This window comes from Streptomyces sp. CB01635 (assembly GCF_002803065.1).
Lineage (GTDB): Bacteria > Actinomycetota > Actinomycetes > Streptomycetales > Streptomycetaceae > Streptomyces.
In genome coordinates this window covers 1-18,815 of sequence record NZ_NNBL01000032.1, presented here as the reverse complement: position 1 = coordinate 18,815, position 18,815 = coordinate 1, and the positions used below count along the sequence as shown (strand labels likewise).

At 73.5% G+C, this 18,815-nt stretch carries 12 protein-coding genes; all 12 read left to right on the top strand.

Features of this window, described 5'->3' with window-relative positions; genetic code table 11:
• The first annotated feature begins 8 nt into the window (after positions 1 to 8).
• The gene (locus tag CG723_RS40015) at positions 9 to 1,409 is read left to right on the top strand and encodes an enoyl-CoA hydratase/isomerase family protein (protein WP_234374770.1); all 1,401 of its coding nucleotides are present in this window, start codon (positions 9 to 11) and stop codon (positions 1,407 to 1,409) included.
• Positions 1,406 to 2,464 carry a thiamine pyrophosphate-dependent enzyme gene (locus CG723_RS40010; protein WP_100598470.1) on the top strand — a complete coding sequence of 353 codons (1,059 nt, stop codon included), beginning with the start codon at positions 1,406 to 1,408 and terminating at the stop codon, positions 2,462 to 2,464. Before CG723_RS40015 ends, CG723_RS40010 begins: the two co-directional genes overlap by 4 nt.
• The gene (locus CG723_RS40005; RefSeq protein WP_100598469.1) at positions 2,461 to 3,465 is read left to right on the top strand and encodes an alpha-ketoacid dehydrogenase subunit beta; all 1,005 of its coding nucleotides are present in this window, start codon (positions 2,461 to 2,463) and stop codon (positions 3,463 to 3,465) included. Before CG723_RS40010 ends, CG723_RS40005 begins: the two co-directional genes overlap by 4 nt.
• A complete protein-coding gene (locus CG723_RS40000; protein WP_159032638.1) occupies positions 3,462 to 4,307 on the top strand; it encodes a thioesterase II family protein in 846 nt (281 codons plus the stop codon). Before CG723_RS40005 ends, CG723_RS40000 begins: the two co-directional genes overlap by 4 nt.
• Positions 4,304 to 4,522 carry an MbtH family protein gene (locus CG723_RS39995; RefSeq protein WP_100598467.1) on the top strand — a complete coding sequence of 73 codons (219 nt, stop codon included), beginning with the start codon at positions 4,304 to 4,306 and terminating at the stop codon, positions 4,520 to 4,522. The genes CG723_RS40000 and CG723_RS39995 overlap by 4 nt, the downstream gene beginning before the upstream one ends.
• Positions 4,519 to 5,841: an aminotransferase-like domain-containing protein gene (locus tag CG723_RS39990; protein WP_100598466.1), complete on the top strand. Its 1,323-nt coding sequence runs from the start codon at positions 4,519 to 4,521 to the stop codon at positions 5,839 to 5,841. Before CG723_RS39995 ends, CG723_RS39990 begins: the two co-directional genes overlap by 4 nt.
• A 170-nt stretch (positions 5,842 to 6,011) precedes the next feature.
• Positions 6,012 to 13,307, top strand: a complete 7,296-nt coding sequence (locus tag CG723_RS39985) for a non-ribosomal peptide synthetase (RefSeq protein WP_100598465.1) — start codon at positions 6,012 to 6,014, stop codon at positions 13,305 to 13,307.
• A 36-nt stretch (positions 13,308 to 13,343) separates the two neighbouring features.
• Complete coding sequence (locus tag CG723_RS39980) at positions 13,344 to 14,636, top strand: LLM class flavin-dependent oxidoreductase (protein ID WP_100598464.1); 1,293 nt, start codon at positions 13,344 to 13,346, stop codon at positions 14,634 to 14,636.
• Entirely contained in the window at positions 14,633 to 15,478 is an 846-nt protein-coding gene (locus CG723_RS39975; RefSeq protein ID WP_100598463.1) for an LLM class flavin-dependent oxidoreductase, read from the top strand. The genes CG723_RS39980 and CG723_RS39975 overlap by 4 nt, the downstream gene beginning before the upstream one ends.
• A gap of 32 nt (positions 15,479 to 15,510) precedes the next feature.
• Positions 15,511 to 16,728 carry a methionine adenosyltransferase gene (gene metK / locus CG723_RS39970; RefSeq protein WP_100598462.1) on the top strand — a complete coding sequence of 406 codons (1,218 nt, stop codon included), beginning with the start codon at positions 15,511 to 15,513 and terminating at the stop codon, positions 16,726 to 16,728.
• 31 nt (positions 16,729 to 16,759) lie between these two features.
• Complete coding sequence (locus tag CG723_RS39965) at positions 16,760 to 17,743, top strand: carbohydrate kinase family protein (RefSeq protein WP_100598461.1); 984 nt, start codon at positions 16,760 to 16,762, stop codon at positions 17,741 to 17,743.
• Positions 17,740 to 18,815, top strand: a 1,076-nt coding sequence (locus CG723_RS39960) for a homocysteine S-methyltransferase family protein (protein WP_199842081.1), incomplete at its 3' end; no start/stop codon positions are given. The genes CG723_RS39965 and CG723_RS39960, both read left to right, overlap by 4 nt.

Genomic DNA, 18,815 nt, shown 5'->3' with positions numbered 1-18,815 from the left:
GACACACCGTGCGCACACCCACGCTCGCCGCCCCCGCCGTGCTGCTGCGGACGGCACCCGGCCACCCGCCCAACCTCAGTGGTGACTTCGCCAAGGACCGCGGCCCGGTCACCGCCCATCTCGAGTCCGTCGTGCGGATCGTCGAGGCGATGCCGCCGCGCACCGAGCGCACCGCCGCCGAACAGCGCGACGCCGCGGCCCTCCACGACGAGGCGAGCAGCCTGCGCCGCCGGTTCCTCGCGGCGTACGCCGAGCGGATCTACGCCGAGCTCACGGACGGCCTCACCCGCAGCCCGCGCCTGGAGGAACTGACCGGCCTGGCCGCCGCGCACTTCCCGGGCCTGGTGCCCACCCGAGCCCAGCTCGCCGCGGAGTCACGGCACACGCAGCGCAACAAGGAGGGCTGGGAGATCGCCGTCGGCATCTTCCTCCAGGCCGTCCTGAACGCCCCCACCGCAGGCAACCACCTGCTGCGCTCCATGCTCCGCCCCACCGCGCGCGCCCGTGCCGCCCTCCTCGACTACCAGCTCACCGGCCACGCCGACCTGGGCATCGCCACCGTCACCCGCGAGGACGGCATCGCCCAACTGGAGCTGTGCAACGCCGAGTTCCTCAACGCCGAGGACGACGCCGCCGTCGAGGCCCTGGAGACCGGCACCGACCTGGTGCTGCTCGACCCCGCCAGCCACGTCGGCGTGCTGCGCGGCGCCCCCCAGTCCCACCCCGCCTACGCGGGCCGGCGCGTCTTCAGCGCGGGCATCAACCTCACGCACCTCTACCACGGCGACATCTCGCTGCTCGGCTTCCTGCTGCGCCGCGAGGCCGGATACATCGCCAAGTTCGTGCGCGGCCTGTGCCTGGACGACACGGCGGGCGACGGCTGGTGGCCGGACGCCGACAAGCCGTGGGTCGCCGCCGTCGACGCCTTCGCCATCGGCGGCGGCATGCAGATCCTGCCCGCCATGGACCGGGTCGTCGCCGCCGACGACTCCTGGTTCAGCCTGCCGGCCATGGAGGAGGGGCTGGTCCCGGGCGTCGCCAACATGCGCCTTCTGCACCTGACGGGCTCGCGCCTGACGCGGCGCCTGATCTTCTGGGGCAGGAAACTGCGGGCCACCGACCCCGAGGCGTCCCTCTTCGTCGACGAGACCGTGCCCGCGGACGCCATGGACGGCGCCGTCCGCGCGGCCGCCGGGCACCTCGACCACCCGGCCGTCGGAGCCAACCGGCGCATGCTCAACCTCGTCGAGGAGCCCCTCGAACTGTTCCGCCGCTACCTGGCCCAGTACGCGTACGAGCAGGCCCGCCAGCTGCACAGCCCAGGCCTCATCACCACCCTGGAGAACACCTGGATCAACCGGAACCGGGGCGGGGCCGACGCCGGCGCGAGCGGCGGCGAGAAGCGATGACGGTGCTCGACGCGCCCGCACCCTCCGCGCCCGGCACGGCCGCGGCCCTGACCGGGCTCCAGCTGTACCGGGCGATGGTCGTCGGCCGTGCCTTCGACCGGACGGCCACCACCTTCACCCGGCAGGGCAGGCTCGCGGTCTATCCGTCCTCGCGCGGCCAGGAGGCGTGCCAGACCGCGTCGGTGCTCGCCCTGCGCCCCACCGACTGGATCTTCCCGACCTACCGCGAGAGCGTCGCCCTGCTGACGAGGGGCATCCCCGCCGAGGACGTGCTCACCCTGTTCCGGGGCGACCGCCACTGCGGATACGACCCGGCCGCCCACCGGGCGGCGCCCCAGTGCACCCCGCTCGCGACCCAGTGCCTGCACGCGGCCGGACTCGCCGACGCGGCCCGGATGCGCGGCGACGACGTGGTGGCCCTCGCCTACATCGGCGACGGAGCGACCAGCGAGGGCGACTTCCACGAGGCCGTCAACTACGCGGCCGTACGCCGGGCACCCGTCGTGTTCTTCATCCAGAACAACCAGTACGCGATCAGCGTCCCGCTGAGCAAGCAGACCGCGGCCCGCTCCCTCGCCGACAAGGCCGAGGGCTACGGAGCCACCGGAGCCGTCGTCGACGGCAACGACGCGCTCGCCGTGCACGCGGTCGTCGCCGAGGCCGCCCACCGGGCCCGTACCGGCGGCGGCCCCACCCTCGTCGAGGCCCTCACCTATCGCATGGAGGCCCACACCAACGCCGACGACGACACCCGCTACCGCTCCGCGGACGAGGTCGCCGCCTGGGCCGACAAGGACCCGGTCGCCCGCCTGGAGCACACCCTCGTCGACGACGGCGTCCTCGACCGGGCGGGGATCGCCGAAACAGCGCGGGCGGCCGAGGAGCTGAGCGCCGCGCTGCGCCGGGACTTCGCCGAGCCGCCGCGGCGCGACCCGATGGAGATGTTCCAGCACGTCTACCACCACCCGCCGCACCACCTGCGCGAACAGTCGGCGCTGCTCGCGGACGAACGGGCCGCGGACACCGGTCCCGCGGCAGAAGGAGCCCGGCGATGACCCCGGCCACCGAGGTCACCCTGGCCAAGGCCCTCAACTCGGCGCTGCGGCACGCGATGCGCGAGGACGAGCGCACCCTGGTCTTCGGCGAGGACGTCGGCACCCTCGGCGGCGTCTTCCGGGTCACCGACGGCCTGGCCCGCGAGTTCGGCGACGAACGCTGCTTCGACACGCCGCTGGCGGAGTCCGCCATCATCGGCGCCGCCGTGGGCATGGCGATGTACGGCTACCGCCCCGTCGTGGAGATGCAGTTCGACGCCTTCGCCTATCCGGCCTTCGAGCAGCTCGTCAGCCACGTCGCCAAGTTCCGCTCCCGCACCCGCGGCTCCCTGCCGCTGCCCATCACCGTGCGCATCCCCTACGGCGGAGGCATCGGCGGCGTCGAGCACCACAGCGACTCCTCCGAGATCTACTACATGGCCACCCCCGGCCTCACCGTCGTCACGCCCGCCACCGTCGCCGACGCGTACTCGCTGCTGCGCCGCGCCATCGCCTCGCCCGACCCGGTCGTCTTCCTCGAACCCAAGCGCCTGTACTGGCACAAGGAGGAGGTCACGCTCCCCGTCGACACCGGGCCGCTCGGCTGGGCCGCCGTCCGCAGGCCCGGCACCGACGCCACCCTCGTCACCTACGGGCCCTCGCTGCCCGTGGCCATGGCGGCCGCCGAGGCCGCGGCCGAAGCGGGCATCAGCCTGGAGGTCGTCGACCTGCGCACCCTGTCGCCGTTCGACGAGGAGACCGTGTGCGCCGCCGTCCGCCGCACCGGGCGTGCCGTCGTCATCCACGAGGCCCACGGCTTCGCCGGGCCCGGCGCCGAGATAGCGGCACGGATCACCGAGCGCTGCTTCTACCACCTGGAGGCCCCGGTGCGCCGCGTCACCGGATTCGACGTGCCCTACCCCGCCCCGCTGCTCGAAGCCCACTACCTCCCGGACGTCCAGCGCGTGCTCGACGCCGTGGCCCGCCTTGAATGGCCCGCGCGGTCAGGAGCGGCCGCATGAGCACCACCGGTGTCACCGCCGCCTGGTACCGCTGCCCCGTGCCCCGGCCGGCCGCCCAGGTGCGGCTCATGTGCTTCCCGCACGGCGGCGGCTCGGCCACCGCCTACTGGAACTGGCCCGCCCTGCTGCCCGAGACCGTCGAGCTGCACGCCGTCCAGTACCCCGGCCACACCGACCGCATCGCCGAACCGCTGCACACCGATCTGCACGCGCTGGCCGACGCCGCCGCCGACGCGGCCCGGCCCCTGCTCGACCGCCCCGTCGTCCTGTACGGGCACAGCCTCGGCGCCCTCGCCGCCTACGAGACAGCGCGGCGCCTGCTGGCCGCGGGCCACCCGCCGCTGCGGCTGATCGTCTCCGGTATGCCCCCGCCGCACCGGGTCAGGCCCGGCAGGGTCCACCTCGGCAGCGACCGGGAACTCATCGCCGAACTGCGCCGTCTCGAGGGCGTTCCCGACGAGGTCCTCGCCCACCCCGACCTGCTCGACCTGGTGCTGCGCACCGCGCGCGCCGACTACGCGCTCGCCGAGACCTACGTACAGCCCGCCGGGCCCGCCCCGGACCTACCCCTCACCGTGCACCGGGCCACCGGCGACCCCGAACTCACCGCGGACGAAGCCGCCGACTGGACCGCGGCCACCACCGGTCCCGTACGCCACCGGACCTTCTCCGGCGGCCACTTCCACCTGGCCGACGAGCCCGCGCCCGTACTGCTCGAGCTGGTCGACGACCTCGTCAGCGACATGTCAGCCCCGCGTCGGCCCTCCCGGCCAGCCTGGATGGGGACCACTGCAACCGCCGTCCCACCACGCCTAGCACAAGGAACCGGGAGACCGTCATGAGCAACCCCTTCGAGGACGCCGAAGGCACGTATCTCGTCCTGGTCAACCACGAGGGCCAGTACTCGCTGTGGCCGTCCTTCGCCGAGGTCCCCGCCGGCTGGAGCATCGCCCTGCCGGCCACCGACCGCGAGAGCGCGCTCGCCCACATCAGCGAGAACTGGACCGACATGCGGCCCAAGAGCCTCGTGGACGCCATGGACGAGGCCGCCGCATGAAAGCGGCCGCGCTGCTCGAAGCACCCCGGGCCGCGCCCCTGTTGGCCGTCGCCGACCTGCACACCAGCCTCGCCGACCCCGCGCTGACCTCGATGACGCTGCTCAACGAGGTCACCGGGAACTACCCCGACGCCGTGTCGTTCGCGGCGGGCCGCCCCTACGAGGGCCACTACCGCACCGAGGCGCTGCACCGGCATCTGCGGCGGTTCACCCGGTACCTGGAGCAGGAGCGCGGACTCGGCGAGGAACAGGTGCGCCGGGCCCTGTTCCAGTACGGCCCCACCAAAGGCATCATCAACGAGCTGATCGTCCGTCAGCTGGAGGTGGACGAAGGGATCCCGGCCGACCCGGACGCGGTGCTCGTCACCACCGGCTGCCAGGAGGCCATGGTCCTGCTGCTGCGGGCACTGCGCCGCGACGAACGCGACGTCGTGCTCGCCGCCGCACCGACTTACGTCGGCTTCACCGGCGCCGCCCGGCTCACCGAGACCGCGGTCCACCTGGTGCCCGAGGGCCCCGGCGGTCTCGACCCCGACGACGTGGCGCGCAGCATTGCCCGGGCCCGCGCCGACGGCCTGCACCCGCGGGCCTGTTACGTCATCCCCGACTTCGCCAACCCCGGCGGCTCCCGGATGTCCCTCGACGACCGCAGGCGCCTGCTGCGCGTCGCCGAGGAGCAGGACATCCTGCTGATCGAGGACAACCCGTACTCGATGTTCCACGACGGCCAGGGCCGGCTGCCCACTCTCAAGTCCCTGGACACCGCGGGACGGGTCGTCTACATCGGCTCGTACTCCAAGACCGCCTACCCCGGCGCCCGCATCGGGTACGTCGTCGCCGACCAGCCGGTCGCGCAGGGCGGCTTCTTCGCCGATCAGCTCGCCAAGCTCAAGAGCATGTTCACGCTCAACACCTCGGCGCTCGCGCAGGCGGCGATCGGCGGACTGCTCCTCGAGCACGGCTGCAGCATGGAACGGGCCTGCGCCCGCGAGGCCGCCGTCTACCGCCGCAACCTGCGCACCCTGCTCGACGGCCTCGCCGCGCGCTTCCCGCAGGGCGGGGGCAGCGGGGTGAGCTGGAACGTGCCCACCGGCGGCCTGTTCGCCGTGGTCACCGTGCCGTTCACCGCCGACGAGGAGGCACTGGAGGAGTCCGCCCGGCGCTTCGGCGTGCTGTGGACCCCGATGTACCACTTCTACGCGGGCACCGGCGGACTGCGCCAGCTGCGGCTGTCGTACTCCGTGCTGACCGCCCAGGACATCAACGTCGGCCTGGACCGCCTCGCGGCCCTGGTCGAGGCCCGCTCGGGCCGCAGCTGACACCCCGGCCGTCCGGCACAGCGGGCGGTCCGCCGTCGCGCGCTGCATCAGCCGCACGTCAGCGACGTGTCGGCGGCGCGCACCACACTCGTGCCCGGACCGTGCGGACCACCGGGCCGAGGTGTGCCCGGACGAACCCAAGCCTCGGATTCCGACTCAGGAGACACCTGATGACCATGCTCCAGCGCTCAGGCGCGCAGACCGCCGCGACCGCCGGCCCAGGGGCGGCCGAGGCGGGCACCGTACCCCTGACCGAGGACCAGCTCGGGCTGCTGCTCCAGCACCGGGCCGACCCGCAGAACTCGCCGTACAACGTGCCGCTCGCCATCGACCTGCGCGGCCCGCTCGACGACGCCGCGCTGGAGGCAGCCCTGGCCGCTCTCGTCGCCCGCCACCCGCTGCTCTCGGCGCGCGTTTGCGACGACGACACCGGCAGCGGCGACGGACTGCCCTTCCTCGACGTCGACCCGGCCCGCGCCCCGCGCATGGAGCGCCGCGGCGCCGCCCGCGACACCGGTCACGGTCCGGCCCGGGCCCTGCTCGCCGAAGCCCGCCGGGAACTCGACCTGGAACGCGACGGCGTGCTGCGCGCCGTGCTGATCGCGCACGCACCCGATCACCACACGCTGCTGCTCGTCGTGCACCACCTCGTCGTCGACGGAGAGTCCACCGGCCTCCTCCTCGCCGACCTGCTCGGCGCGTACGAATACGGCGAGGTGCCCGGCGCCGCCCCCGCCGGATTCGGCGCCTACGTCACCGCCCGCGCCCATGAGGCCGGGCAGGACACCGCCGCCGCCGAGGAGTACTGGCGCGGCCGGCTCGACGGCGCCGACCTCACCGTCGACTTCCCGCTGGACACCCCGGGCGCCGACGCCCCCCGCGAGGCGATGGTGCCGCTGGACCTGGACGCCGGACTGTGGGGCGAGATCAACGCGTTCTCGCGGCAGCACCGGGCGGGTGCCGCCGCCGTGCTGCTCGCCGCCTACCTCAAGGCCCTGGGCACGTACGGCCGCCAGCAGGCGCCCACCGTCGGTGTCCCGCTGGGCGCCCGTACCGACCCGCGCTTCGACCGCACCGTCGGCTACTTCGTCCGTACCCTCCTGGTGCGCGCCCCCGCCCAGGACCCGGACCTGACGGCCGCCGCGTTCGTCGGCGGCGTGCAGCGGGAACTGGCCCGCGCCGTGGACCACTCGCGCCTTCCGTTCCCGCGCATCGCGAAGCTCGCCCCGGGCGGCGCCGCGGCCGACCCGTTCAACTGCACGTTCGTGCTGCACAGTTGGGCCGACCCGGGCGCCGCCGCCGACGAGGGCGTCGAGCTGCGCGGCGGACTGCGCGCCCGGTGGCGCCAGGACGTCCCCACTCCCGGCCTCGGTCTGCTCACCCTCGAGCTGTACGAGGGCGGGGGCACGCTGCGCGGCCGGCTCAAGTACGACGCCGCCCGCATCGAGACCGCGACCGCCGAGGCCTTCACCGAGCACGTCTGCGAGCTCGCCCGGCAGCTGGTGCGCGGGCCGGACCGTGCCGTCGCCGAGCTCGACGGGATCGGGCCGCGCGCCCGCGCCACCCTCGACCACCTCAACGCCACCGACCACCCCCTCGACGACACGGACATCGACACACTGATCCGCGCCGCCGCGCAGGCACGCCCGGACGCGGTGGCCGTCGAGTTCGGCGACCGCCGCTGGACCCGTCGCGAACTGGACGCCCGTATCGAGGGGTACGCCGCCGGACTCGTCGCCCGCGGCGTGCGCGCCGGCGACCGGGTCGGCGTCCTGCTGCCCCGCAGCGACGAGGCCGTCGCCGCGATGCTCGGGATCCTGCGCACCGGTGCCGCATACGTGCCTCTGGACGCCGCCCACCCCGAGGCGCGGCGCCGCCACATCGTCGACAGCAGCGGGATCCGGCTCGCGATCGTCGCCCCCGACACCGCCGGGGCCTGCCCGGCGGGCCCGCAGCAGGTGCCGCTGGCCGACCTGGCCAGGTCCGGCGTGGCGGCCGTGCAGGGGCCGACGTCCGCCGACGCGCTGCACGTCCTGTACACCTCCGGCTCCACCGGCACCCCCAAGGGCGTCCAGCTCAGCCATCGCGCCCTGGTCACCGACGTCCTCGCCGCCGTCCGGCACTTCGGCATCGGCTCCGACGACGCGATGCTCCTCAAGGCGCCCTTCACCTTCGACGTCAGCGCCCACGAGATGCTCGTCGCCCTCGTGTCGGGCGCCCGCCTGGTCGTGGCGCCACCGGACGCCGAACGCGACCCGGACCTGCTGGCCGAGGCCATCGAGCGGCACGGCGTCACGCTGCTGCACGCCGTCCCCTCCCAACTGCGTCTGCTGCTGGAGGCGGAGGCGTTCACGGCCAACCGCACCCTGCGCACGGTCGTCTCCACCGGCGAGTCACTGCCCAACGAGCTCCGCATCGCCTTCGAGGCGGCGCACCCGGCCCGGCTGCACAACGCCTACGGGCCGACCGAGACGTCGTACTCCACGGTCTTCTCCTGGGGCCGCGGGGACGACTCGTTCTGGACACGCCGCGGCGAGGTGCCGATCGGAGTGCCCTTCGACAACATCCGCGCTTACGTGCTCGACGAGTCCCTGCGCGAACTGCCGCCGGGCGCACCGGGCGAGCTGTGGATCGGGGGCGGCACCGTCTCCGACGGCTACGTAGGGGACCCCGAGCGCACCGCGGACCGCTACCGCGCCCTGCAGGTGGGCGGCCGCACGGACACCGTGTACCGCACGGGGGACCTGGTCCGGCTCCTGCCGGGCGGCGCTCTCACCCACCTGGGCCGCCTCGACGACCAGGTCAAGATCAACGGAAACCGGGTCGAACTGGGCGAGGTCCGCGCGGCGTTGATGTCGCTGCCCGCCGTCCAGGACGCCTCGGTCCAGGTCTCCCGCCATGCCCGGGGCAGCCTCCAGATCGTGGCCCATGTGGTGACGCGGGCCGAGGTCACGGACGTGCGCGCGGCTCTCGGGCCGCTGCTGCCGTCCCACATGGTCCCGGCCCACTTCCATCGGGTGCCCGGCATCCCCGTCCTGCCGAACGGCAAGACCGACCGCCGGGCCCTCGATCAGCTGGCGACGCAGGGCGAGCCGGCCGTCGAGGCCGAGCCCACCGGGCCGGTCGAGCCCGCCGGGCCGGTCGAGCCCGCCGCATCGCCCGAGGCCGCTACCGCGCCGGCTGTTTCCGCGCCGACCGCTCCCGCACCGGCCGCTTCCGCGCCGCGCGCCGACGTCAGGAGCTCGCTGCCGGCCGTCCGTAGCGTCTGGGGAGAGCTCCTCGGGGACGTGCGCGACGACGCGCAGTTCTTCGAAGCCGGAGGCGACTCGATCCTCGCCATGCAGATGGTCTCCCGGCTGCGCCGCGAGGGCTTCACCCTCGCCATGCGCGAGATCTACCGCCATCCCGTGCTGGCCGATCTCGCCGCACACCTGGACGCCGGCGCACCGCAGCCCACCGGCGAACCCGCCGCCGCCGGGGCGGCCGCCGACGTACCGGCCGCCGCGGACCCCACCCGCGGCAGCAGTGTCTCTCCGCTCGCACCGGTGCAGTCCTGGTTCTTCCGGCACATCAGGACGGACCTGCACCAGTGGAACCAGTCGGTGCTCCTGGAACTCAACCGCCCCGTCGACCCCACCGTGCTGCGCCTCGCCATGCAGGCCGTCGTCGCGGCACACCCCGCGCTCAGCGCCCGCTTCACGGCGGACGCACACGGCGACTTCTCCGAGGGCCACATGACCGGGGCCGCGCCGTTCTCCGCCTACGACCCACGTGACGTCCTGCGCGAGCGCGACGTCACCGACGACGGCGAACTCGACGCGGCCCTCGAAGAGATCGAGCGCAGCCTCGACCCGCTCAAGGGCGTCCACGTCCGCGCTCTCCTCGCCCACGACCGGCGTCGGCCCGAGGACAACGGTCTGCTGCTCGTCGCCATCCACCACCTGGTCGTCGACGGCGTCTCCTGGCGCATCCTCCTGGAGGACCTGGAGCACGCACTGGCGTCCCTGTCCGACGGCACACTGCCCGCCCTGCCCGACGAGGCGTGCCGCTACGAGGAGTGGGTCGCCTCCCTCCCCGCCGTCGCCGCACGCCCCGGCGAGGCCGACTACTGGCGCGCCCTGGCCGCCGCCCGCGGCGAGGCCCGGAGCCTGCTGCTCACCACCCCGGCGCCCGACGAGCAGGACATCCGCCGCGTCGAGTTCTCCCTCGACCCCGAGGCCACCACCCGCCTCATCGGACCGTTGCCCCGCAAGCTCGGCCTGCAGGTCCACCAGGTGATGACCGGCGCCTTCGCCCAGGCACTCGCCCGGTGGCGGGGTACCCGTGAGGTGACCTTCGACGTCGAGACCCATGGCCGGCACGGCCGCGACGACCTGTTCCGCACGGTCGGCTGGTTCACCTCCATCCACCCGGTCGTCCTCGCCGCCGAGCGCGCCACGGACCCGGAGCGCTGGCTCGCCCAGGTCGCCGACGGCCTGACCGGCGTGCCGGACGGCGGCGTCGGCTTCGGCGCCTGCCGCGAGTTCTCCTCCGATCCCGCGCTTCGCACCCAGCTGCGTACCCTGCCGCCCGCCCTCGTCTGCTTCAACTACTACGGCCAGGCCGACCAGTTGAGTGCGGACGGCGGCTTCACCATGTCCGGCCGCCCCATCCCGCGCGAGCACTCCGCGCGCTGCGAGCGGGTGTACGGCATCGAGGTGTACGGCATCGTCCACGGCGGCCGGCTGCGCATGGGGCTCACCTGGGTGCCCAGCCCCGCCGACGGTGTCGACGAGGCTGGTGTCAAGGCGCTCGTGGACCAGATGCGCTGGGTCCTGGCCACCCTCGCGGGAGCCGACCCGGACGCCGTGTCCGCGGGCGAGATCACGGCTCCGGGCCTCCCGGCCGCTCTCCCGGCGGCCGAGCCGTCCCGTGCCGGGGCGCTGCCCGACTCCAGCACCGCCGGCCCGTCCGCCGTGGACCCGCGGGAGACGGTGCCCGTCACTCCTCAGCAGCACGGCCTGCTCCTCGACGCACTCGCCCACTCCGGCAGCGGCCGCTATGTGGAGCAGCTGTTCTGGCGCTGGTACGGCCCCCTGGACACCGAGCGGTTCACCGCCGCCTGGCAGTCCGTCTTCGACCGCGAGACCGTGCTGCGGGCCGCGTTCGACTGGGACGACGCGCCGTGCCTGGTCCTGCACGACCGGGTCACCGCCGACGTCGTCCGGCACCCGGCCGGCAGCGTCGACTGGGACGAGCTGATGGAGCAGGACCGCGTGCGCGGCTTCGACCTGCGCGTGCCGGGGCTCCTGCGGGCCACACTCGTCGACGACCCGGACGGCGCCGGGACCCCGTCGACCCGCGTGCTGATCACGTTCCACCACGTACTGCTGGACGGCTGGAGTGTGTCGGTCCTGCTCCAGGAGTTCTACCGGGCCTACTTCGCCGACGGCACCCTGCCGGGCAGCGAGCGGCGCCCCGACATCCGCGACTACGCGCGCTGGCTCGCCGAGCAGGACACCGCTCCGGCGCGGGAGTTCTGGTCGGCGGCGGTGCCGGCCGCCGCTCCGCTGGTGCGGCCCGCGCTCCCCGGCCCCGCGACCGGCCAGAGCGGCTGGAGCCGCGCGGAGGTCCGGCTCAGCCGCCCGGAGGCCGACCGGCTGCGTTCCTGGGCGGCCGCCCGCGCCGCGACCGAGTCCAGCGCGCTGCAGGCCGTGTGGGCGCTGCTGCTGTACCGGGCGGGCGGCGGCCACGGGCCGTCCCCGGTCGGTTTCGGCGTCACCGTCTCGGGCCGCGGTATCGCCCTCGACTCCGTCGAGCGGCTCCCGGGACTGCTGATGAACTCGCTGCCCATGACCATCCAGGTCGACCCGGCGCACACCGTGCCCCAGCTGCTGACCGAACTGCGCGACCAGGCGCTCGACATGGCCGCGTACGAGTGGGTGTCGACCGGACAGATCCACGAGTGGAGCGGGCGCAGGGCGGACGAGAAACTCGTCGAGAGCCTGATCGTCTTCGAGAACTACCCACGCTCCTCCGAGGACCTGGAGTCCACGCTCGCCGCGCACGGCATCCGCGTGGAACTCCCGGAGGCCGCCGGTTCCCAGACCGCTTTCCCGGTCACCCTCCTCGCCTTCCGCGACGTGGACGGCAGCCTGGTCCTCACCGCCGTGTACGACCGCGGCCGGATCACCGACGCCGACGCCGCCCTGCTCGTCGACCAGTGCGCCGGGCTGCTGCGTGCACTGCCCGACACGGCCGACGAGTCGACGACCGTGGCCGACATCCTCGCCGGGCTGTCCCCGGCGGACCTGCCGAGGATGGCGGACCGCACCGAGCCCGTGGCCGACGCCGCCGGTGAGGCGGTGACCTGGCCCGAGGGACCGCAGACCCAGGTGGTGAAGGAGGCATGGCAGGCCGTCTTCGGCACCCCCGTCGCCGACCCCGGTGTGCACTTCTTCCAGGCGGGCGGTCACTCGCTCCTGGCGATGCGGCTGCTGCGGGAGCTCAACCTGCGCTCCGGACGCACCCTGCGCCTGGACGAACTCCTCGCCCACCCCAGGGCCGGTGAGCTCGCCCATCTGCTCACCCAGGAGCCGCGGGACACCACCGGCTCCGGTCCCGCCGATGTCCTCGTACCACTGCGCCCCGCCGAGCGGCCCGGCGCGGGAACCGTCCACCTCGTCCACCCGCCCGGCGGCCAGGTCGCCTGCTACGCGCAGCTCGCCCACTGCTACGAGGGCCCCGAGGCGCTGGTCGGCATCCGTGACCCGCGCGTGGACGACCCCGAGCCGGAGCATCTGTCGGCCGAGCAGCTCGCCGAGCTCTATCTCGAAGCGCTGCGCCCCGCCCTGGACTCGGGGGAGCGGATCGTTCTGGGCGGCTTCTCCGGCGGCGGTGTCATCGCCTACGAGATCGCGCGGCGGATCACCGAGGAGGGCGGCCGCCCGCCGCTGGTGGTGATGGTCGACGCCGGCGCCCCCGACGGCGAACTCACCGACGCCGACGCCGACGGCTCCTTCGCCAACCAGCTGCGCGCCGTCGCCGAGGGCCGCGCTCCGGCCCCGGACGCGGAAGGCCCCGGCGCACGGCCCTCGGACCCGGACGGCGAACAGGACGCGCGGACCGCCGAACCCGACGGCTCCGCCTCCTATCTGACCGAACTCGCCCAGATCGCCGAGTGGATGCGCGGCGACGGCGGCGGCGACCCGGTCGCGCTGATGCGCGACAGCGTCGAGGCGGTCCAGCGCTACCGGCCGGGCCCGTACGCCGGCCCCGTCGCCGTGCTGCGCGCCGGGGACACCGGATTCGGCAAGGGCACCGACTACGACGAGAGCGACCGCTTCCACGCGCGGGCCGGCCTCGGCTGGGAGGACCACGTCGAGGACCTGGCCATCCGGGTCGTCCCGGGCAACCACGTGACGATGCTGACCGGCGAAAACGTCCGCGCCCTCGCCCGGATCCTGGCGTCCGCCGTCAGGCACTGACGCCGAGCGCACCGAACCTAGGGAGAGAACCGAAACATGACCACGCCCCGTCGGCGCATCACCCTCGCCGGCATCATCGACGGCCCCGGCGGTCACGTCGCCGCCTGGCGCCATCCGTCGACCCAGGCGGACGCCCAGCTCGACTTCGAATTCCACAAGAGGAACGCCCGGACCCTGGAACGCGGCCTGTTCGACGCGGTGTTCATCGCCGACATCGTCGCCGTGTGGGGCACCCGCCTCGACTCGCTGTGCCGCACCTCGCGCACCGAGCACTTCGAGCCGCTGACGCTGCTCGCCGCGTACGCCGCCGCCACCGAGCACATCGGACTGTGCGCCACCGCGACGACGACCTACAACGAACCGGCCCACATCGCCCGCCGGTTCGCCTCCCTCGACCACCTCAGCGGCGGCCGCGCCGGATGGAACGTCGTCACCTCCGCCGCCCCCTGGGAGTCCGCGAACTTCGGCTTCCCCGAGCACCTGGAACACGGCCTGCGCTACCAGCGCGCCGAGGAGTTCATCGACGTCGTCAAGCAGCTCTGGGACAGCGGCGAGCGCTCCATCGGCCACCACGGCGAGCACTTCACCGTCGAAGGCCCGCTCGACATCGCCCGCCCGCCGCAGGGCCGCCCCGTCATCATCCAGGCCGGATCGTCGCCCGTGGGGCGGGAGTTCGCCGCCCGCCACGCCGAGGTGATCTTCACCAGGCACAACACGCTCCCCGACGCCCAGAGCTTCTACACCGACCTCAAGAAGCGCGTGTCCGCCCAAGGGCGCGACCCGGAGAAGGTCCTCGTGTGGCCGACCCTCGCACCGATCGTCGCCGCCACCGAGGCCGAGGCGCAGGCGCGCCTGCAGGAGCTCCAGGACCTCACCCACGACCATGTCGCGCTGCGCACCCTGCAGGACTTCCTCGGCGACGTCGACCTGAGCGCGTACCCGATCGACGGCCCCGTGCCCGACATCCCGTACACCAACCAGTCCCAGTCGACGACCGAGCGCCTGGTGGGGCTCGCCCGCAGCGAGAACCTGTCCATCCGGCAGCTCGCCCTGCGGCTGATGGGCGACATCGTCGTCGGCACGCCCGAGCAGCTCGCCGACCACATGGAGAGCTGGTTCACCGGGCGCGGCGCCGACGGCTTCAACATCGACTTCCCGTATCTGCCGGGCTCCGCCGACGACTTCGTCGACCACGTGATCCCCGAGCTCCAGCGCCGCGGCCTGTACCGCACCTCGTACGAAGGCAGCACGCTGCGCGAGAACCTCGGCCTCGACGCCCCCGCGCCGGGGCAGCCGGCCGACCGCACCACGGCAGGAGCCACCGCATGACCACCCCTCTTCTGGTCGGCCGGATCGCCACGCACGGCACGGACGCACCGACACTCGACGGGCTCACCGCCGTGGCACGCGCCGCGGAGGCCGCCGGTCTCGACGCGCTGATCCTCGACGACGCGGCCGGGGCGCCCGGCCGCCAGGCCCCGTTCGAGACGACCACGCTGGCCGCGGCCCTCGCCGCGCGCACCGACCGCATCGGCCTGATCGTCTCCCCGCTCCCCGCCGACCAGGCGCCCTACCACGTGGCCCGGATCGTCGCCTCGCTCGACCACCTGGGCCGGGGCCGCACCGGCTGGCTGGCGGGCGCCGCCGATGCCGAGGGCCGTACGGCCGAACTGATCGAGGTCGCCCGCGGGCTGTGGGACAGCTTCGACGACGACGCGTACGTCCACGACCGCGCCGACGGCCAGTACTGGCGCCTCGACACGATCCACCAACTCGACCACCGCGGACGCCACTTCGACGTGGCCGGCCCGCTCAACGTCGCCCGCCCGCCCCAGGGACACCCGGTCGTCGCCGTGCGGGGCCCCGCCCTCGCCGCGGACGCCGACCTCGTACTGCTCGACGACCCCGCGGACGTTCCCGCCGTACGGTCGTCGGCGCCCGGGGCCAAGGTCCTCGTCCCCCTGCTCGACCACGCCGACGCCGAGGGCCTGCTGGCCGCCTCGGGCGCCGACGGCCTCACCGTCGCGCTGAGCGGCGCGCACGACCCGTTCCTCACCACGACCGCCCCCACGCTGCGCCGCTCCGGCGCGCCGCAGCCGGCGGACACCACCCTGCGGGCCCGGCTCGGACTGAGCCGCCCCGCGAGCCGGTACGCCACCGGCACGGTCTGACGCACCGTCCGCCCGAGACTCTTTGGAGAAACATGTCCTCCTATCTGTTCACCTCGGAGTCCGTCACCGAGGGCCACCCCGACAAGATCGCCGATCAGATCAGCGACACGATTCTGGACGCCCTGCTGCGCGAGGACCCGACCTCACGCGTCGCCGTCGAGACCCTGATCACGACCGGCCAGGTGCACATCGCGGGCGAGGTCACCACCAAGGCGTACGCGCCGATCGCCCAACTGGTGCGCGACACCATCCTCGGCATCGGGTACGACTCCTCGGCCAAGGGATTCGACGGCGAGTCCTGCGGCGTCTCCGTGTCGATCGGCGCCCAGTCGCCGGACATCGCACAGGGCGTCGACGTCGCCTACGAGGCCCGCGCCGAGGGCGCCGCCGCCGACGGCGACGAGCTCGACCGGCAGGGCGCGGGCGACCAGGGGCTGATGTTCGGCTACGCGACCAACGAGACGCCGACGCTGATGCCGCTGCCCATCGAACTGGCCCACCGCCTGTCGCGCCGCCTCACCGAGGTCCGCAAGAACGGCACGCTCCCGTACCTGCGCCCCGACGGCAAGACCCAGGTCACCATCGAGTACCGGGGCAGCCGGCCGGTGCGCCTCGACACGGTCGTCGTCTCCTCGCAGCACGCGCCCGACATCGACCTCGACACCCTGCTCGCCCCCGACATCAAGGAGCACGTGGTCGAGCACGTGCTCGCCCGGCTCGCCGAGGACGGGATCAAGCTGGAGACGGACGAGTACCGCCTGCTGGTCAACCCGACCGGCCGCTTCGAGATCGGCGGCCCGATGGGCGACGCCGGCCTCACCGGCCGAAAGATCATCATCGACACGTACGGCGGAATGGCCCGCCACGGCGGCGGCGCCTTCTCCGGCAAGGACCCGTCCAAGGTCGACCGCTCCGCCGCGTACGCGATGCGCTGGGTCGCCAAGAACGTCGTCGCGGCCGGACTCGCCGACCGCTGCGAGGTCCAGGTCGCGTACGCGATCGGCAAGGCCGAGCCGGTCGGCCTGTTCATCGAGACCTTCGGCACCGGCAGGGTGGCCCAGACGCGCATCGAGCAGGCCGTCAGGGAGGTCTTCGACCTGCGCCCCGCCGCGATCATCCGCGACCTCGACCTGCTGCGCCCGATCTACGCGCAGACCGCCGCGTACGGCCACTTCGGCCGCGAACTGTCCGACTTCACCTGGGAGCGGACCGACCGCGCCCCCCAACTCAGGGCCGCGGCCGGTATCTGACCGGTCACGTCGCCCCGACGGGAGTGCCAACGTGCGTACAGCGGTGACAGGCTCGATCGCCACCGACCATCTGACCGTCTTCCCCGGCCGGTTCGCGGACCAGCTGATCCCTGATCAACTGGAACATGTCTCACTGTCGTTCCTCGTCGACAGCCTCGACGTACGGCGCGGCGGGGTCGCCGCCAACATCGCCTTCGGCCTCGGCGGCCTCGGCCTCGAACCCCTGCTGGTCGGTGCCGTCGGCGCCGACTTCGCCGAGTACGAGGTGTGGCTCAAGGAGAACGGCGTCGACACCGGTGGAGTCCACGTGTCCGACGAGCGGCAGACCGCCCGCTTCATGTGCACCACGGACCGCGACTCCAACCAGATCGCGTCCTTCTACACCGGCGCGATGGCGGAGGCCCGCGAGATCGACCTCACCCGGCTGCCCGTACCGGTCGCCGGACTCGACCTGGTCGTGGTCGCTCCCAACGACCCGGAGGCGATGCTGCGCCACACCCGGCAGTGCCGCGAACTCGGGGTCGCCTTCGCGGCCGACCCGTCCCAGCAGCTCGCCCGTCTGGACGGCCCGCAGGTCAGGGAGCTGGTGTCCGGCGCCCGTTGGCTCTTCACCAACGAGTACGAGGCCGCGCTGCTCCTTGAGCGCACGGGGTGGTCGCGTGAGGAGGTCCTGTCCCGGGTGGGCACCTGGATCACCACGCTCGGCGACCGCGGCGCCCTCGTCGAGAGCGAGGGACGGCCCCCGCTGACCGTGCCCGCCGTCGCCGGGGTGCCGGTGGCCGACCCGACGGGCGTGGGTGACGCCTTCCGGGCCGGCTTCCTCGGCGCCGTGGCCAGGGACCTGTCCCTGGTGACGGCGGCCCGGCTCGGCTGCGCCCTGGCCGCGCGGGCGCTGGCCACGGTCGGCTCGCAGGCCTACCGCGTGGACAAGGCCGCTCTGTTCGACACGGTGGCGCAGGCGTACGGAACCGAAGCGGCACAGCCGCTCGCGGGCTGCCTCGGAGGCACGGCATGACCGACATGTTCCCGCCCCTGTCCGACCGCGCCCGCGTGGCCGCCCTCCGCGAAGCCCTGGCCACCCGTGTGGTCGTGGCCGACGGTGCGATGGGCACCATGCTGCAGGAGCAGGACCCCACCCTGGAGGATTTCCAGGACCTCGAGGGCTGCAACGAGGTCCTGAATGTCACTCGCCCCGACATCGTGCGCTCCGTCCACGAGGCGTACTTCTCGGTGGGCGTGGACTGCGTCGAGACCAACACGTTCGGCGCGAATTCCTCGGCCCTCGGCGAGTACGAGATCGCCGACCGCATCGTCGAGCTCTCCGAGGCCGGCGCCCGGGTGGCGCGCGAGGTCGCCGACGAGTTCGCCGCGAAGACCGGGCAGCAGCGCTGGGTCCTCGGCTCGATGGGCCCCGGCACCAAGCTGCCCACCCTCGGGCACATCACGTACGACATCCTGCGCGACGGCTTCCAGCAGAACGCCGAGGGCCTGATCGCGGGCGGCGCCGACGCACTGATCGTCGAGACGACACAGGATCTGCTGCAGACCAAGGCCGGCCTGCTCGGCGCCCGCCGGGCCATGGAGGCACTGGGCGTCGGACTGCCCCTGATCTGCTCCCTGGCCTTCGAGACGACCGGCACGATGCTCCTCGGCTCGGAGATCGGGGCGGCCCTGACGGCCCTGGAGCCGCTGGGCATCGACCTGATCGGCCTCAACTGCTCGACCGGCCCCGCCGAGATGAGCGAGCACCTGCGCCATCTCGCGCAGCACTCGACGACGCCGTTGATGTGTATGCCGAACGCGGGACTGCCGGTGCTGACCAAGGACGGCGCCTACTTCCCGCTGACCGCGCCCGAACTGGCGGATGCGCAGGAGAACTTCGTCAACAGCTACGGCCTGTCCCTGGTGGGCGGCTGTTGTGGTACCACGCCGGAGCACCTGCGCCAGGTCGTGGAGCGTGTTCGCGGTCTGACGCCCGCTGTTCGTGAGCCGCGTCCCGAGCCGGGTGCCGCCTCGCTGTACCAGGCGGTCCCGTTCCGTCAGGACACCGCGTACATGGCGATCGGGGAGCGGACGAACGCGAACGG

Coding starts and splice junctions, on each gene's coding strand:
- CG723_RS40010 (WP_100598470.1), top strand. CDS start 1,406: ATGACGGTGCTCGACGCGCCCGCACCCTCCGCGCCCGGCACGGCCGCG.
- CG723_RS40005 (WP_100598469.1), top strand. CDS start 2,461: ATGACCCCGGCCACCGAGGTCACCCTGGCCAAGGCCCTCAACTCGGCG.
- CG723_RS40000 (WP_159032638.1), top strand. CDS start 3,462: ATGAGCACCACCGGTGTCACCGCCGCCTGGTACCGCTGCCCCGTGCCC.
- CG723_RS39995 (WP_100598467.1), top strand. CDS start 4,304: ATGAGCAACCCCTTCGAGGACGCCGAAGGCACGTATCTCGTCCTGGTC.
- CG723_RS39990 (WP_100598466.1), top strand. CDS start 4,519: ATGAAAGCGGCCGCGCTGCTCGAAGCACCCCGGGCCGCGCCCCTGTTG.
- CG723_RS39985 (WP_100598465.1), top strand. CDS start 6,012: ATGACCATGCTCCAGCGCTCAGGCGCGCAGACCGCCGCGACCGCCGGC.
- CG723_RS39980 (WP_100598464.1), top strand. CDS start 13,344: ATGACCACGCCCCGTCGGCGCATCACCCTCGCCGGCATCATCGACGGC.
- CG723_RS39975 (WP_100598463.1), top strand. CDS start 14,633: ATGACCACCCCTCTTCTGGTCGGCCGGATCGCCACGCACGGCACGGAC.
- metK (WP_100598462.1), top strand. CDS start 15,511: ATGTCCTCCTATCTGTTCACCTCGGAGTCCGTCACCGAGGGCCACCCC.